Origin of the sequence: Corynebacterium sp. HMSC069E04 (assembly GCF_001813175.1) — a bacterium.
GTDB lineage: Bacteria > Actinomycetota > Actinomycetes > Mycobacteriales > Mycobacteriaceae > Corynebacterium > Corynebacterium aurimucosum.
Map to the genome: position 1 here is coordinate 15,146 of NZ_KV811652.1, position 15,583 is coordinate 30,728.

The following is a 15,583-nucleotide window of genomic DNA, read 5'->3' on the forward strand; positions in this document are numbered from 1 at the left end:
CAAGTTTCAAGCTCCTCCGCATCGGCACCCCGCTGGCACAGCTCAGCGCTAGCCGGCCGTGCCTACGAGCGAATCGTGAAAGGTTAGGCCCTCGCCTCCGGCGTCGCATAGGGGCTGCGGGAGGAGTCCACCACCTGACCGGCGTGGGCGGAGTGCGCGGTGGCGGTTTGGTCGAAGACTAAGGCGGCGGGCTTCACGCGCACGTCGGGCTTCTCGCCTTTGTTGACCATGACGTACTGCCCCATCATTCCCTCATCCTCATGCAACAGCATGTGGCAGTGGTACATGTACGGGATGGTCTTATCCGGGAAGTGGCCGAACTCCACCAGCAGGCGTGCGGTCACCTTCGGCGGAAGGTTGACAATGTCTTTCCACCCAGAATTGAAGACATCCATCTTCTCATCGCCGTCCCAATCCAGAACCTTGAAGCGGGCGTTGTGGATGTGGAAGTTGTGCGGCCAGTCAGAGTTCTCATTGGTCACGGTCCAGATCTCCGGGGCGTCGTGGTCAATGACGGTATCCACCCGGGCCATGTCCATCTGCTCACCGTTGATCATGAAGGTGTTGAGCACGAACTCACGCTCTTCAAGGCCCTGCGTGGACGGGGTCTTCGCCGCAGCGGGGTCAAGCGTTGCCGGCAGGGCGGGGGCTTCGGGCGCGGACTCTTCCGGCCCGGAAATGGTGAGCAGGTCGAAGGAATCTTGGAAGCCGAAGTCAGCCGCATCCTTGTCTTTGGGCACCCCGAAGTTATCCTTGCGCGGCACCGAACGCAGCTGCACTTCTTTGCTGGGCTCCAGGTCCACGATGATTTCGGCGCGCTCGCCGGGACCGAGGAAGAGGGAGTCGACTTCCACGGGGGCGTCGAGAAGCCCCGTGTCCGTGGCGATGACGTGGAAGGGGCCGTTTGTAAGCTCCAGTGTGTAGAAGCGCATCGAAGCGCCGTTGAGCAGGCGCAGGCGGACCCGGCGCGTGGTGGCGTCGAAGCGCGCATTGGTGATGCCGTTGACCAGAGGCGTGGTGCCCAGAAGGCCCAGGGTGTTATCGCTCTTTTCATCAATCTGGCCGTCATCGGTGAACTTGGCATCCATGATGACGACTGGGATGTCATCCACGCCATACTCCTGTGGAATGTCGAGGTTATCGGCCACATCGTCATCGATGAGGAACATGCCCGCCAACCCTCGGTAGGCGTGCGTGGCGGTGGCCATATGCGGGTGCGGGTGGTACCACAGGGTGGCCGCGGGCTGGATGATCTCCCACTCGGGTTTCCAGGTCTTGCCCACCTCAATCGGCGAGTGAGGGCCGCCATCCGAGTAGGCTGGCAGCTTCATGCCGTGCCAGTGCACCGTGGTCATCTCAATGAGGTCGTTGGTGATCTCCGCGCGGACCTTCTCACCGCGGCGGGCGCGCAGCGTGGGGCCTAAGAACGGACCGTTGAAGCCCCACGTCCGCGTGCGGTCGTTACCGGGGAGGATCTCCGAGTAGCCGTCTTGGGCGGTGAGCTTGAATACGCGTGTGCCGTCGACAACCTCTCCTTCCTCCACAGGCGGAATGGGCAGAGCGCGCGGCTCGCCGTCGTAGCCCAGCGGCTCCGGCTGATTCTTCGATCCCGAGGCGGAACAGGCGCTCAGCCCCATCACGGCGGCACCGGCGACAGTGAGCACGGAACCCTGGACGAACATACGGCGGGATACTGTAGGGCGAGCGGAGATAGACATGCCTCCCAGGATAGAGATCAAGTGAACCTTAGGACCCGGATTGGAGCGAGCCGGGCTTAAGATCACAGTCATGGCTTCGCGTTCTGCATCTCCCCACGGCTCCTCACCCTCCAACGAGTCCGCCAATGCCCGCCGCTTCGTCTGGTCGAACGGCCTGCAAGGTGTGGGCGATCAATTACTCTCCGGAAAGACGGTCCTACCCTGGCTGTTCAGTGTGGCCGGGGTCCCAGGCTTCTTCACCGGCCTGCTGGTGCCCTTGCGCGAGTCCGGTTCCATGCTCCCCCAAGCCGCCTGGACTCCGTGGGTGCTCACCCACCCAGCTCGCAAACGCCTGTGGGTGCTGGGCTCGGTGGGCCAGGGTCTGTGCGCGGCGATCATCGCGGCGGCTGCCGTGCTTGTCGAAGGCCCCCTCCTCGGCCTCATCGTCTGCCTCGCCCTTGCGGCGCTTGCCGTACTCCGCGCGCTGTGTTCGCTGACCGGCAAGGACGTGCAAGGCCGCACCATCTCCAAGGGGCACCGAGGAGTGGTGACCGGTCGCGCTACACAGCTCGGCGGCGCAGTCACCCTTATTACTGGCGTCATCCTCGCTGTACTAGGTGAGCTCCCGCGCTGGGGTTTGGCGGCGTTGCTGGCCATCGGCGCAGCCACGTGGTTCCTGGCGGCAGCGGTCTTTCGCGGCATCGAGGAGCCGGTGCCAGAAAACTCCGGCCGGGAAGGTATGAACCGCAGCTGGTGGAAGGATACCTGGCAGCTATACACCCAGGATGCGCGCTTCCGCAGCTTCGTCAACGTTCGCGCCCTGCTGCTGGTGTCTGCCCTATCCACCTCCTTCATCGTGGTGCTTTCACAGAGCATCGGCTCGCAGGCTTTGAGTGGGCTCGGTGGCTTCGTCTTGGCCTCGGGCTTGGCCAGCCTCGTGGGCGGCCGTGTATCCGGTGTGCTCTCTGATAAGTCGTCGCGCTTGGTCATGTCCTGGGCCGCAGGTGCCGCGGCGATCATCTTGCTGGCCATCGTGGCCTGTGCGGCGTGGGCACCGACAGCGGTAAGCATGTGGGCGCTTCCCCTCGGATTTTTCCTGGTCAACCTGGCGCACGCTGCCATTCGCGTGGCGCGCAAGACCTATGTGGTGGATATGGCGGGCGAGGATAAACGCACCCGCTACGTCGGAGCCGCGAACACCATGATGGGCGTCATCCTCCTCGTGATCGGCGGTATCTCCGCCGTGATCGCTTTGGCTGGCCCCTCGGCGGCCATTTTGTTCCTGGCCTGCATCGGGCTACTTGGAGCATGGCGTGCCCGCGCACTTCCGGAGGTATCACGCGGAAAATAGGACGTACGCGTTATGATGAAAAAAGTAAGTCCTGACATCCCCAATCACAGGAGAAGCACACACTCGTGGCTGAAGTAACTAACTGCGCCGCCATCGTCCTTGCAGCAGGCGCAGGTACCCGCATGAAATCCTCAACCCAGAAGACGTTGCATGAGATTGGCGGGAGGTCACTTCTCGGACACGCCCTCCACGCAGCCGCTGGCCTGCACCCAGAGCACCTCGTGGTCGTCGTGGGCCACCAGCGCGACCAGGTCTCCCCTGCCGTCGATGCCATCTCCGAGGAGCTGGACTGCGCGGTCTCCCAGGCCATCCAGGAAGAGCAGAACGGTACCGGCCACGCCGTGCAGTGCGGCCTGAGTGCATTGCCTGATTTCGATGGCACCGTCATCGTGACTAACGGTGACGTTCCCCTGCTACGCCCGGAGACCCTGCGTCAGCTGCATGAGGCCCACACCGGCGAAGCTAACGCCGTGACCGTGCTGTCCATGACTCTGGAGGATCCCACCGGTTACGGCCGCGTGCTGCGCGCCGAGGATGGTTCTGTCACCGCCATCGTGGAGCAGAAGGATGCCTCCGAAGAGCAGCGCGCGGTGCGCGAGGTCAACTCCGGCGTCTTCGCATTCGATGGGGCCGTGCTTCGCGACGCCCTGACGAAGCTCAACTCCGATAACGCCCAGGGTGAGCTCTACATCACCGATGTGCTGGAGATCGCCCGCGAGGCCGGCCACCGCGTCGGCGCGCACGTTGCTGCTGATCCGGAGGAGCTCTCCGGTGTCAACGACCGCGTGCAGTTGGCCGCGGCCGGCCGCCTTCTCAACCGCCGTGTGGTCGAGGAAGCCATGCGTGGCGGCGCCACCATCGTTGATCCCGATACCACTTGGATCGGCGTCAACGTGACCATTGGCCAGGACGTTGTCATTCACCCCAATACCCAGCTGTGGGGTGCGACGACCATCGCCGATGGCGCCGAGATTGGCCCCGACACCACCCTGACCAATATGCAGGTCGGAGCAGGCGCCAGCGTGGTGCGCACGCACGGCTTCGACTCCGTCATTGGCAGCAATGCGCAGATTGGCCCGTTCACCTACATCCGCCCCGGCGTCATCGTGGGTGAAGAAGGCAAGCTGGGCGGCTTCGTCGAGGCGAAGAAGGCCCAGATTGGCCGCGGTACCAAGGTTCCCCACCTGACCTATATCGGCGATGCCACCGTGGGTGATTACTCCAACATTGGCGCCTCCTCCGTCTTCGTCAACTACGACGGCGTCAACAAGCACCACACCACCATCGGCAGCCACGTGCGCACTGGCTCGGACACCATGTTCATTGCTCCCGTTACCGTCGGTGATGGCGCCTACTCCGGTGCGGGTACAGTAATTAAGGACGACGTTCCCCCGGGAGCGCTCGCGGTCTCCGGCGGCAAGCAGCGCAACATCGAAGGTTGGGTGCAAAAGAAGCGCCCGGGCACGCCGGCAGCGGAAGCAGCCGACAAGGCACAGGACGCCAAGGCTGACGACCAGACCACCAACTAACGACAAGTAAAGGGATATCTACTGATGACTGGCAAGGTTACCGGCAGCAGCAAGAACATGATGCTCTTCACCGGGCGCGCTCACCCGGCGTTGGCTGAGGCTGTGGCCAAGGAGCTCAAAACCGATCTGGTTCCGACCACCGCCCGCGATTTCGCCAACGGTGAGATCTTCATTCGCTTCGAGGAGTCCGTCCGTGGTGCAGACTGCTTCGTGATGCAGTCCCACACCCAGCCGCTCAACAAGTGGCTGGTAGAGCAGCTCATCATGATTGACGCGCTCAAGCGCGGCTCCGCCAAGCGCATCACCGCCATCCTGCCCTTCTACCCGTACGCACGCCAGGACAAGAAGCACCTGGGCCGCGAGCCTATCTCCGCCCGCCTAGTGGCAGACTTGCTGGCCGCTGCCGGTGCCGACCGCATCGTGTCCGTGGACCTGCACACCGACCAGATCCAGGGCTTCTTCGATGGCCCGGTTGATCACATGCACGCGATGCCGATCCTGACCGACTACATCAAGTCCAAGTACCCCATGGACAACCTGGCCGTGGTCTCCCCCGACGCCGGCCGCGTGAAGGTGGCGGAGAAGTGGGCACACGAGCTTGGGGACGCTCCACTCTCCTTCGTTCACAAGACCCGCTCTACCACCGAAGCCAACAAGACTGTGTCTAACCGCGTCGTCGGTGACGTGGAGGGCAAGGACTGCATCCTGCTCGATGACATGATTGATACCGGCGGCACCATCGCGGGCGCAGTCCGCGTGCTCAAGGAAGCCGGCGCCAAGTCCGTGGTTATTGCCTGTACCCACGGTGTCTTCTCCGACCCGGCTCGCGAGCGCCTGTCCGAGTGCGGCGCTGTCGAGGTCATCACCACCGATACCCTGCCGCAGTCCACCGAGGGCTGGGACAACCTTACGGTGCTGTCCATCGCCCCGCTGCTGGCTCGCACCATCCACGAGATTTTCGAGAACGGTTCTGTGACCACGCTGTTTGAGACTCACTAGATTTGGTTCTGCGACAACGCTGCTGCTAAAATCTTCTGCGTCTCGGCGAGGGAGAAATCCGTTATCGACGCGATAGCACAAGTTAAGCAGTGAATCTTGTATTTAAGCCTGCGATGACTCGTCCAAGACGTCCATCGGCAGGCTTTTGTCGTATCTACACGGTCCTTCAACAGCCCTTGCCGCACAACGATACTTTAAGGAGATTTACTTATGGCTTCTGAGCGCCCCGTAGTGAAGGCTGAAGTCCGTTCTGAGTTTGGCAAGGGCTTCGCTCGCCGTCTACGCGCTGCCGGCAAGGTCCCGGGCGTTGTCTACGGTCACGCCGTCGACGTTCTGCACTTCGCCGTTGACCGTCTGGAAATGACCGCAGTCGTTCGTAACCAAGGTGTTAACGCCGTGTTCGAGCTGGAGCTCGAGGGCGAGCAGCACCTCGTCATGGTCAAGCACATCGACCAAAACGTCCTGACCTTCGACATCGACCACATCGACCTGCTCTCCATTAAGCGTGGCGAGAAGGTTGAGGTTGAGGTTCCGCTCGCCATCGAGGGCGAGCCGGCTCCGGGCCTCATGTTCATCCAGGATGCCGACGTGCTGCTGGTCGAGTCCGACGTACTCAACATTCCGGAAGAGATCGCCGTGTCCATCGAGGGTCTCGAGGATGGCACCGTGGTCACCGCTGGCGACATCACCCTGCCGGAGGGCACCACCCTCGTGGCCGAGGAAGGCACCGTCATCGTCTCCATCTCCGAGCCGGAGGTTGATGAGGACGTCGAGGCTGCCGCTGAGGCTGCCGAGGAAGGCGGCGCTGAGGCTGGCGCCGAGTCCACCGATGAGGGAGCTTCCGAGGAGAAGAAGGACGAGGAGTAAATCCTCCCCCCTCACCTATTTAGCGCACCGCGCCTGGCCCCTGCTTTCCTGGGGGCGGGCGCGGTTCGCCGTTTTAGCCCTCGCGCTGTTTAGAATGGGCAGCGTGACTTCTTCTCCCTTTCTCGTCGTTGGTCTAGGAAACCCCGGACCGAAGTACGCCGGTACCCGCCACAACATTGGCTTTGACGTGGCCGATGAACTAGCCCACGAGCTGCTGACTTCCTTTTCCGTTCATAAGAAGACAAACACGGATGTCGCCGAAGCGCGGCGTGGGGACGCCAAGGTGATCGTCGCCAAGCCGCGCAGCTTTATGAACCTGTCCGGCGGCCCCATCAAGGCCCTTGCCCAGTACTTCAACGTTCCGCATGATCACATCATCGTTGTCCACGATGAGCTGGAGCTTGACTTCGCCGCCATCAAGCGACGCCTCGGCGGCGGGGACCACGGCCACAATGGCCTGCGCTCCACCACGAAGTCTTTGGGCACTAAGGACTATCAGCGACTTTCAGTGGGCATCGGCCGACCACCTGGCCGAATGGACCCAGCCGCGTTTGTTCTCAAGCCGTGGAGCAAACAGGAAGCCCAAGAGATTCCCATCGTCTGTGCTGATGCGGTAGATGAGATTCTTCGCGCGTTAGACTAGCCGGCATGAAGCTCGCTACTCTCCGCACCAGTTTTGGCACCTGCGCTATCCGTATTGACGGCCCCAACGTGGGCACCGAACTGGATTATGAGGATGTCGGCGAATTGCTGGCCAGTCCAGACTGGCGTAAAGCCGCGCAGCTCTCCGGCGAGCCGGTGGTTTTTGACAACGCCGACCTCGCCCCCGTCCTCCCGAACCCGGGCAAGATTATCTGCGTTGGCGTCAACTACGCCAAGCATGCGCGGGAGATGGGGAGAGAACTTCCCACACAGCCCACGCTCTTCATCAAGTTCCCGGAGGCTCTGACCGGCCCCTTCGACGATGTCTATATTCCGGACTATGCCACGAAGAAACTGGACTACGAAGGAGAGCTCGCCGTAGTCATGGGCCGCCGCGCGCACCGGGTGAGCGTGAAAGATGCGCTGGATTACGTGGCTGGCTATGCCATTATGAACGACTACACTCTGCGGGATTATCAGCGCGCAACTACGCAGTTCCACGCCGGCAAATCCTTCTACCGCACCGCTGGATTTGGACCATGGTTGACCACGGCTGATGAATGGGCCCCGGGCAAAGCCGCACGGCTTAGGACGAGCGTCGACGGCGACGTGCGCCAAGATGACAACACTGATGATCTCATCTTCTCCGTGGCCGAGCTCATCGCCTTCTGTTCCTCCCTCTACCCTCTTAATCCGGGCGATGTCATTGCCACCGGAACCCCGGAAGGCGTGGGCTTCGCGCGCGGTGAACAGGCGCTGCTGGGCGACGGCTCCCGCACCCGCATCAGCATCGAAGGTCTTGGGGAAATCGAAAACATCACGCGCTTCGGTGAGCCACCCGCTGCTGGTGGCTGCGGCGACGACTGCTCTTGTCACGGCCGTTAACATTCAGGCCACATACAGGATCTTCAGCGAACACGGCCTGATTTCGATACGGTGGAGCCCACATTTCCCCCGATTAACTGAGAAGGATGAGCCTTAGTGACTCTTCGTTCCCGCTTTACCGCCGCCGGCATCGCGCTCTTCGTGAGCACCGCGCTGGTTGCGTGCTCTTCAGATAAAGAGGCCGATCCCGCCCCGACGCCGACTCCCGCGCCTGTGGAAACCGTGACGGAAACAGCCGCAGCGACAGACACGGATGCGGACGACGATGACCGTGATGACGATCGCGACGATGCCGATGCTCAGCAGCCTGCGGACACGGCTGGCGCTGGGGCCACTGGAAACATAGAAAACTCCGGGATGCTCAGCGGCGACGAAGCATTCGAGAAAGCCTTAGCCCACGCCGGCGTTGATGCCCAAGCCGTCACCGAAAAGGAAGTCGACTACGACGATGGCGGCGACGGCAAGGGCCCGCACTGGGAGATTGAATTCAAGGCCAACGGCCAGGAACACGAGCTGGATGTCGACGCCGCCAGCGGAGCGGTAACGCAACACGAGGTTGACTGATCACAAGCTCCATCAGACCCACATTTCTAACCCCCGCGGTTAGTCATTTTCCCAGCTAAGGGGTAAATTTAAAGGTATGAGTTCACAGTCTAAGAAGTCTGCCACCAAGCCGCCGAAGCTTGACAAGCAAGCCTATGAGGACGAGCTTAAGCGCCTCCAAGCCGAGCTCGTCGAGATGCAGCAGTGGGTCGTTGAGACCGGTGCCCGCGTGGTCATCATCATGGAAGGCCGCGACGCCGCCGGCAAGGGTTCGGCCATCAAGCGTATTACGCAATACTTGAACCCGCGTACGTGCCGCATCGAAGCGCTGCCCAAGCCCACCGACCGCGAGGCGGGCCAGTGGTACTTCCAGCGCTACGTTGAGAAGCTGCCCACCGCTGGTGAGATCGTCATCTTCGACCGTTCCTGGTACAACCGCGCCGGCGTGGAACGCGTCATGGGCTTTTGCTCCCAGCAGGAGTACGTGCGCTTCCTCCACCAGGCCCCGCAGCTAGAGCACATGCTCATCGAAGATGGCATCATTCTGCTTAAGTACTGGTTCTCCGTCTCTGACGAGGAGCAGCTCGCGCGCTTTAAATCCCGCCGCAACGATCCGCTGCGCCGCTGGAAGCTCTCCCCCATGGACCTGCAGTCCATCACTCGCTGGGAAGACTACTCGCGTGCCAAGGACGAAATGTTCGTCCACACGGACACCCCCTCCGCCCCCTGGTACACGGTCGAATCCGAGGATAAGAAGCGCTCACGCATCAACGTGATCAACCACATCCTCAAGATGGTTCCCTACCAGCACGTGGAGCAAGACGTACCGGAAATTCCGAGCCGCCCCGATCTCGAGGCCGAATACGTCCGCCCGCCGCGCAACGACTTTGCCTACGTCCCGGATGTCGCAGCCGACTTGGAGCGTGCCAAGGTCAATGGCAACGGCAAGAAGCAGGGCAAGAAAAAGAAGGCCAAGAAGGACAAAAAGAAGAAGTAGTCCTCCCCTCAAGCTTCAGGCTTGAATCCCCCACTGGGTGCGCCACTGGCCCACTCACATACTGCCCGAGCTGACGAAAGATGGCCGGATTTTTCAATCTGCGCCGCTACTTTTGGCAGAACGGGCAGGTCCGTATCTAAGAAGGGGATGAGCCGGAAGCCGAGCAGAACCCAAAAACAGCGAAACACCGCCCACGCCATGCAGCGCGGGCGGTGTTTGCGTTTTAGTGCTTAGAGCTCAGAGACGTCAACGCGCTTCGGGTAGACCACCGGGCGGGCACCGGCCATGTCCTCGACGATGCGGATGACCTGGTTGGAGTAGCCGAACTCATTGTCGTACCACACGTAGAGCACAAGGTGCTTGCCGGAGGAGATGGTGGCGAGACCATCGACCACACCGGCGTGGGTAGAGCCCACGAAGTCAGAGGACACAACTTCCGGAGAAGCGATGTAGGAGATCTGCTGGCGCAAGTCAGAGTGCAGGGACACGTTGCGCAGGAAGTCATTGACCTCGTCGCGGTCAGCTTCCTTCTCCAGCTCGAGGTTGAGCACAGCCATGGACACATCCGGGGTGGGAACGCGGATAGCGTTACCGGTGAGCTTGCCCTCGAACTCCGGCAGAGCCTTGGACACGGCCTTGGCTGCACCGGTTTCTGTGAGCACCATGTTCAGGCCAGCTGCGCGACCGCGGCGGTCACCCTTGTGGAAGTTATCGATGAGGTTCTGGTCGTTGGTGAAGGAGTGTGCGGTCTCCACATGGCCATGAACCACGCCGTAGCGGTCGTTGATGACCTTGAGCACTGGGGTGATGCCGTTGGTGGTGCAGGATGCGGCGGAGAGGATCTGGTCGGAGTCCTCGATGTCGCCGTGGTTGATGCCGTAGACAATGTTCTTCAGATCGCCCTTGCCCGGAGCGGTGAGCAGCACGCGAGCCACACCCTTGGACTGCAGGTGCTGGGACAGTCCCTCACGGTCGCGCCACACACCGGTGTTGTCGACGACGATGGCGTTGTCGATGCCGTACTTGGTGTAGTCAATGTCCGCCGGGTCATTGGCATAAATCATCTGAATCTTGGTGCCGTTGGCCCAGATGACCTCGTTCTCCTCGTCAACAGCGATGGTGCCGTTGAAGGCACCGTGGACGGAGTCACGGCGCAGGAGGGAGGCGCGCTTGAAGATGTCAATGTCGCCCTTCTTGCGCACGACGATAGCGCGCAGGCGCACGCCGCCGTAGGCAGCCTCGCGGGCGATGAGGATGCGAGCCAGCAGGCGGCCGATGCGACCGAAGCCGTAGAGAACGACGTCGGTGGATTCCTTATCCACACCGGCACCGACGAGATCGACGAGGGTCTCCTCGAGGTAGTTGCGCAGGTTATCGGAGCCGGATTCCTCGAAGCCAGTGGCCAGGCGGCCCAGGTCAATGGAAGCGGTGCCCAGGTTCATCGAGCACAGTTCCTTGAGAATAGGCAGGGTCTCTGCGGTGGAAAGCTCGCGCTCAGCGATGCGGCGGGCGTAGCGGTGCGCCTTGATGATGTCGATGTCGGTCACGCCGATGAGCAGACGGCCGTAGATAGAGGTGACAACGTTATTGTTGCGGTGCAGCTGGTGGATGAGCGGGATCATCTCTTGGGCCAGCTCCAGGCGCTCGTTCCAATCCTCGTGCCCAATGTGCGCGTTCGAAGTCACGTGCTTTGTATCCTTTACTCGTCAAAAAGGGTGTAAAACTCTGTCCATCCGTAAATATTAACCCTTATTCATGCCCGTTTGGGTGTAGTTGAGCGAGGATCTCCGCCACACTACCCCCGCGAAGTTTCATTACATCGACGCCGACGAGGCAATAGTCCACGTCTGCGTCGAGCTGGGCACGGCGAGGTTTCAGTAGCGCGTTGAGATAGGGGTAGACCAAAGGCAGGTTCGGGTGTGCCCGTGTGTAGGCGGTCTCCAGCCCGCGGGCATAGCGTCCGGAGAACGCGCGGGTGGAAACCGTTTGGCCACCGCGGCGCAGAAGTCCCCGGTTGTGCTCACTCGTCCCGGCCTCCTCGGAGAGCAGGAAGGCGGAACCGCAGCTGACTGCTTTTATCCCCGGCCAAGCCAGGGCCGTGGCGACATCTTCCGCCGTGCGCAGCCCACCCGCAACAATGAGTGGAAGGTCCGTGACCTGGTGGACCGCCGCGACAAGTTCCTCAAGCGGGCGCTGATCGGGCTCTGCACCGGGGTCCCACACGCCGCGGTGCCCGCCTGCTTCAGGGCCCTGCACGCACACAACATCGACGCCGCGGGCGGCCGCGGCTTGCGCTTCCTCGGGGGTGGTGACCGTAGTCCACGCCTCTGCCCCAGCGGCGTGGATCCGCGCGACCTCGTCCTCGCTAAAGACGCCGAACATCGACCAGACCACCGCTGCCCCACCCTCCAGCGCAGCGTTGAGCTTGTCCTGCCAGCCGAAGTCTAGGGGGACGTCGCCAAGCACAGCGCCTTCCTCGGCGGCGAGAGACCGGGCAGCCGCGAGTTCCGTTTCGGTCAGCTCACGCTGCGGGTGAAAGATATTGACCCCGAAGCGCGTGCCAGCACACGCAGCGATGGCCTCCCGCGCGGCGTCGACGGAGCAGGTGCCCAGTCCCAGCGCGCTGAAGGAACCGGCGGCGTCGGCGGCGGCCACCAGTTCAGGCGTGGTGGGCCCGCCCGCCATCGGGGCAGGTAGGACGGGGCAAGTGATAGTCTCGAGAAGTTGACTCATGGTCCCCAGCCTAAAGAAAAACCATCAAGGGAGTTGTAGTGTCTGCCATCCGTGACTTTTTCACCCGCCTCTTTGGCCGCGCCGACGAAGCAGCGAATAAGAAGGCAAAAAGGGCCGCCACCCCCGGAATAAACCCAGCGGATTTAAGCGCCGAGTGGCTCATCGTGGGCTTGGGCAACCCCGGCGCGAAATACGCCGCGACCCGCCACAATGTGGGGTACATGGCGGTGGATGATCTCCTCGCCGAATCTGGCGACATGCTTGAGCCTGTCACGGGGCACCAACTCAGCGCAGCTCAGCTTGAGCTCGGTGACACGAAGGTCGTGGTGCTGCGCTCGCACACCTACATGAACCTCTCTGGCGATCCCATCGCCCCGCTGGCCACGCAGCTGGGGGTTGCGGCCGAGAACATCATTGTTGTCCATGATGAGCTCGACCTGCCCGCCGGCAAGGTACGCATTAAGAAAGGCGGCAACGAAAACGGCCACAACGGCCTGAAGTCGCTGAGCGAGCGCTTGGGCACGCGCGATTACCTGCGCGTGCGCATTGGTATCGGCCGTCCACCCAAGGGCGGTTCCATCCCGGACTGGGTGCTTGCGCCTGTCGACGCCAGCGCCGACCTCGATTCCACCATCGCCACCGCCGCCAAGGCCGCACGCCTCATCGTGACTGAGGGTCTCAACAAGGCCCAGCAGGACATCCATTCCCGGACGAAATAAACCCCGGCGCAACCACGCTCAACGTCCTACACTGTCCAAGTATGAGCCGCACGAGCCCCAGCTTGCCATCGAACACCGACCCCCGAACCATCGTCATCACCGGCGCCTCTGATGGCGTGGGCGCGGCCGCCGCCCGCATCCTCCACCAGCGTCGCCCGCAGGATTCCCTGGTCTTGGTGGGCCGCAACCCCGAGAAGACGCAGGCTGTGGCCGAGGACATTGACGCCGACTTTCACGTGGCCGATTATGAGTCGCTGGGCCAGGTGCGCCGCCTCGCGGAGGAGCTGGGTCAGTACCCGCGTATCGATGCCTTGGGCAACAACGCCGGCAGGATGTTCGACGGTCCCTTCGCCACTGCGGATGGCTTCGAACGCACCTGGCAGACCAACGTCGTGGCCCCTTTCCTACTGACCTCGCTGCTGCGCGATACTCTGCGGGCCAGCGATGCCACCGTGGTACAGACCGCCTCCTTGGCCAACATGCTGTATTCCTCTTTCGACCCCGGTGACCCGAATACCTTTGAAAAGTTCAGCGCTGAGCGCGCCTACGGCAACGCGAAGCTGGGCGATATTCTGCTGACCCGTTACCTCGACTCCCACGGGCTTACCTCCGTGGCCTTTCACCCGGGCATTTTGAATACTGGCTTCGGACATAACTCAACAAGTAGGACGAGCAAGCTCTATTCGACCGCTGCGGCTCAGTACGTCTTGGGCAAAGCGGACAAGGGTGGGGAGAACTTGGCCTACTTCCTCAGCGGCACCCCGGGCATCCATTTCAAATCCGGTGAGTATTACAACCAGAAGCGCAAGCCGGGGTTGCAGCGACCAATTGCGAAGAAGCTCTCCGTGGCTCGGCGCATCTTCGATGATCTGGGCCGCCAGCTCAATGTGGAGTGGTAGCAGGCAGCGGCTAAACTAGCCCGCATGAGTATTGCCTCCGAAGCTTCCCGCCGCCGCACATTCGCCGTTATCGCCCACCCGGATGCTGGTAAGTCCACGCTGACGGAGGCGCTGGCGCTGCACGCGCACGTCATCAACGAAGCCGGCGCGGTGCACGGCAAGGGCAACCGCAAGTCCACGGTCTCTGACTGGATGGAGATGGAAAAGGAGCGCGGCATTTCCGTCGCGTCCTCAGCCCTACAGTTTGAATACGCGCCCGAGGGCCACGAGGGCGAGCCCTACATGATCAACCTGGTGGACACCCCGGGCCACGCGGACTTCTCGGAGGATACCTACCGCGTGCTCACGGCGGTGGATGCTGCCGTCATGCTTATCGACGCCGCCAAAGGCCTCGAGCCCCAGACCCTCAAGCTCTTCCGCGTGTGCAAGGCCCGCGGTTTGCCCATCATTACGGTGATCAACAAGTGGGACCGCGTGGGACGGGAACCGCTGGAGCTTGTCGACGAAATCGTCAACGAAATCCAGCTGCAGCCCACCCCGCTGTACTGGCCAGTGGGTATCGCCGGCGATTTCCGCGGCCTGGCCCACGTCACACCTGATGGCGAGGTGGATGAGTACATCCACTTCCTGCGCACCGCCGGTGGTTCCACCATTGCTCCGGAGGAGCACTTTTCTCCTGCGGCGGCAGGAGAAAAGGAAGAGGATGTCTGGGAGACAGCCGTGGAGGAGGCCGAGCTGCTGGCTGCCGACGGCGCCCTGCATGACCAGGAGCTCTTCGAACAGTGCGTGACCTCCCCGCTCATCTTCGCTTCCGCGATGCTGAACTTCGGTGTGCACCAGATTTTGGATACGCTGTGCGCCATTGCGCCGGCTCCGCGCTCCCGCGATTCAGATCCGCAGGCCATCGAGGCCGCCACCTCCGCCATCGACGAGGTCCGTGAGGTCAGCGATGAGTTCTCGGGCGTCATCTTCAAGGTGCAGGCAGGCATGGACCGCAAGCACCGCGATAACTTGGCTTTCATGCGCGTGGTCTCTGGTGAGTTTGAGCGCGGCATGCAGGTCAACCACGCCCAGTCCGGGCGCAGCTTCTCCACCAAGTACGCGCTCACAGTCTTTGGCCGCACGCGTGACACCGTGGACACGGCCTACCCGGGTGACATCGTCGGTTTGGTCAACGCCGGTTCCTTGGCACCAGGTGACACGATTTATACCGGCAAGAAGGTGCAGTTCAAGCCCATGCCGCAGTTCGCTCCGGAATCCTTCCGCATCCTGCGCGCGAAGTCCTTGGGCGACTACAAGGCCTTCCGCAAGGGTTTGGACCAGCTGGCCGCAGAAGGCGTGGTCCAGATTCTGCGCAACGATACGCGCGGCGACGCCGCCCCAGTCATGGCCGCGGTGGGCCCCATGCAGTTCGAGGTCATGCAGGCCCGGATGGAGGTCGAATACAACGTGGAGACGATCACCGAGCCCATCCCCTACTCGGTGGCGCGCCGCACCGATGCCGAGTCCGCACCCGAGCTGGGTCGCCAGCGCGGCGTCGAGATCTTCACCCGCAGCGACGGCGAGCTCATTGCTCTCTTTGGCGATAAGTGGAAGCTAGCCTTCATTGAGAAGGAGCACCCGGAACTGACCATCGAAACACTCGTGGCGGATTAACTTTCAACCACCCTTGTTGCCTGACCTACCCAACGGTACGATGAACACAAATTTCGTACACCGTTA

At 62.1% G+C, this 15,583-nt stretch carries 14 protein-coding genes; 11 read left to right on the forward strand and 3 right to left on the reverse strand.

Annotated features, from left to right (window positions below):
- Positions 1-83: 83 nt before the first annotated feature.
- Positions 84-1,718: a multicopper oxidase family protein gene (locus HMPREF2896_RS03920; RefSeq protein WP_070717937.1), complete on the reverse strand. Its 1,635-nt coding sequence runs from the start codon at positions 1,716-1,718 to the stop codon at positions 84-86.
- 70 nt (positions 1,719-1,788) lie between these two features.
- Between HMPREF2896_RS03920 and HMPREF2896_RS03925 the strand changes: the two genes are divergently transcribed.
- The 8 genes from HMPREF2896_RS03925 to ppk2 all read left to right on the forward strand — a co-directional run bounded on the left by HMPREF2896_RS03925 (position 1,789) and on the right by ppk2 (position 9,510).
- A complete protein-coding gene (locus HMPREF2896_RS03925; RefSeq protein WP_070710712.1) occupies positions 1,789-3,048 on the forward strand; it encodes an MFS transporter in 1,260 nt (419 codons plus the stop codon).
- 65 nt (positions 3,049-3,113) lie between these two features.
- The gene (glmU, locus tag HMPREF2896_RS03930; RefSeq protein WP_070646267.1) at positions 3,114-4,577 is read left to right on the forward strand and encodes a bifunctional UDP-N-acetylglucosamine diphosphorylase/glucosamine-1-phosphate N-acetyltransferase GlmU; all 1,464 of its coding nucleotides are present in this window, start codon (positions 3,114-3,116) and stop codon (positions 4,575-4,577) included.
- Between the two features lie 24 nt (positions 4,578-4,601).
- Positions 4,602-5,576, forward strand: a complete 975-nt coding sequence (locus tag HMPREF2896_RS03935) for a ribose-phosphate diphosphokinase (protein WP_070529220.1) — start codon at positions 4,602-4,604, stop codon at positions 5,574-5,576.
- 210 nt (positions 5,577-5,786) lie between these two features.
- Entirely contained in the window at positions 5,787-6,443 is a 657-nt protein-coding gene (locus tag HMPREF2896_RS03940; RefSeq protein WP_070717898.1) for a 50S ribosomal protein L25/general stress protein Ctc, read from the forward strand.
- Between the two features lie 94 nt (positions 6,444-6,537).
- Entirely contained in the window at positions 6,538-7,086 is a 549-nt protein-coding gene (pth, locus tag HMPREF2896_RS03945) for an aminoacyl-tRNA hydrolase (protein WP_070447102.1), read from the forward strand.
- Positions 7,087-7,091: 5 nt separating this feature from the next.
- Positions 7,092-7,970: a fumarylacetoacetate hydrolase family protein gene (locus HMPREF2896_RS03950; RefSeq protein WP_070717901.1), complete on the forward strand. Its 879-nt coding sequence runs from the start codon at positions 7,092-7,094 to the stop codon at positions 7,968-7,970.
- 96 nt (positions 7,971-8,066) lie between these two features.
- Positions 8,067-8,534, forward strand: coding sequence for a PepSY domain-containing protein (locus HMPREF2896_RS03955; RefSeq protein WP_246823990.1), 468 nt, complete (start codon positions 8,067-8,069; stop codon positions 8,532-8,534).
- 76 nt (positions 8,535-8,610) lie between these two features.
- A complete protein-coding gene (ppk2, locus tag HMPREF2896_RS03960; protein WP_070646257.1) occupies positions 8,611-9,510 on the forward strand; it encodes a polyphosphate kinase 2 in 900 nt (299 codons plus the stop codon).
- 230 nt (positions 9,511-9,740) lie between these two features.
- Here ppk2 and HMPREF2896_RS03965 read toward each other — a convergent pair whose 3' ends face one another.
- Positions 9,741-11,195: a glyceraldehyde-3-phosphate dehydrogenase gene (locus HMPREF2896_RS03965; protein ID WP_070646245.1), complete on the reverse strand. Its 1,455-nt coding sequence runs from the start codon at positions 11,193-11,195 to the stop codon at positions 9,741-9,743.
- A gap of 64 nt (positions 11,196-11,259) precedes the next feature.
- Entirely contained in the window at positions 11,260-12,243 is a 984-nt protein-coding gene (locus tag HMPREF2896_RS03970; RefSeq protein WP_070717903.1) for a nitronate monooxygenase, read from the reverse strand.
- 38 nt (positions 12,244-12,281) lie between these two features.
- Between HMPREF2896_RS03970 and pth (HMPREF2896_RS03975) the strand changes: the two genes are divergently transcribed.
- Genes pth (HMPREF2896_RS03975) through HMPREF2896_RS03985 form a run of 3 tightly spaced genes read left to right on the forward strand, consistent with a single transcriptional unit; the run spans position 12,282 to position 15,517 of the window.
- Positions 12,282-12,962 (forward strand): aminoacyl-tRNA hydrolase, encoded by a 681-nt coding sequence (pth, locus tag HMPREF2896_RS03975; RefSeq protein ID WP_070717907.1) that lies wholly within the window; start codon positions 12,282-12,284, stop codon positions 12,960-12,962.
- Between the two features lie 41 nt (positions 12,963-13,003).
- Positions 13,004-13,861, forward strand: coding sequence for an SDR family NAD(P)-dependent oxidoreductase (locus tag HMPREF2896_RS03980; RefSeq protein WP_070717909.1), 858 nt, complete (start codon positions 13,004-13,006; stop codon positions 13,859-13,861).
- Between the two features lie 24 nt (positions 13,862-13,885).
- Positions 13,886-15,517 (forward strand): peptide chain release factor 3, encoded by a 1,632-nt coding sequence (locus tag HMPREF2896_RS03985; protein ID WP_070717911.1) that lies wholly within the window; start codon positions 13,886-13,888, stop codon positions 15,515-15,517.
- The last annotated feature ends 66 nt before the right edge of the window (positions 15,518-15,583 follow it).

Bases quoted from the DNA above. Each gene is read 5' to 3' on its own strand.
- HMPREF2896_RS03935 (WP_070529220.1), top strand. From the start codon at position 4,602: ATGACTGGCAAGGTTACCGGCAGCAGCAAGAACATGATGCTCTTCACC.
- HMPREF2896_RS03920 (WP_070717937.1), bottom strand. From the start codon at position 1,718: ATGTCTATCTCCGCTCGCCCTACAGTATCCCGCCGTATGTTCGTCCAG.
- pth (WP_070447102.1), top strand. From the start codon at position 6,538: ATGGGCAGCGTGACTTCTTCTCCCTTTCTCGTCGTTGGTCTAGGAAAC.
- HMPREF2896_RS03950 (WP_070717901.1), top strand. From the start codon at position 7,092: ATGAAGCTCGCTACTCTCCGCACCAGTTTTGGCACCTGCGCTATCCGT.
- HMPREF2896_RS03940 (WP_070717898.1), top strand. From the start codon at position 5,787: ATGGCTTCTGAGCGCCCCGTAGTGAAGGCTGAAGTCCGTTCTGAGTTT.
- HMPREF2896_RS03925 (WP_070710712.1), top strand. From the start codon at position 1,789: ATGGCTTCGCGTTCTGCATCTCCCCACGGCTCCTCACCCTCCAACGAG.
- HMPREF2896_RS03985 (WP_070717911.1), top strand. From the start codon at position 13,886: ATGAGTATTGCCTCCGAAGCTTCCCGCCGCCGCACATTCGCCGTTATC.
- ppk2 (WP_070646257.1), top strand. From the start codon at position 8,611: ATGAGTTCACAGTCTAAGAAGTCTGCCACCAAGCCGCCGAAGCTTGAC.
- HMPREF2896_RS03980 (WP_070717909.1), top strand. From the start codon at position 13,004: ATGAGCCGCACGAGCCCCAGCTTGCCATCGAACACCGACCCCCGAACC.
- HMPREF2896_RS03970 (WP_070717903.1), bottom strand. From the start codon at position 12,243: ATGAGTCAACTTCTCGAGACTATCACTTGCCCCGTCCTACCTGCCCCG.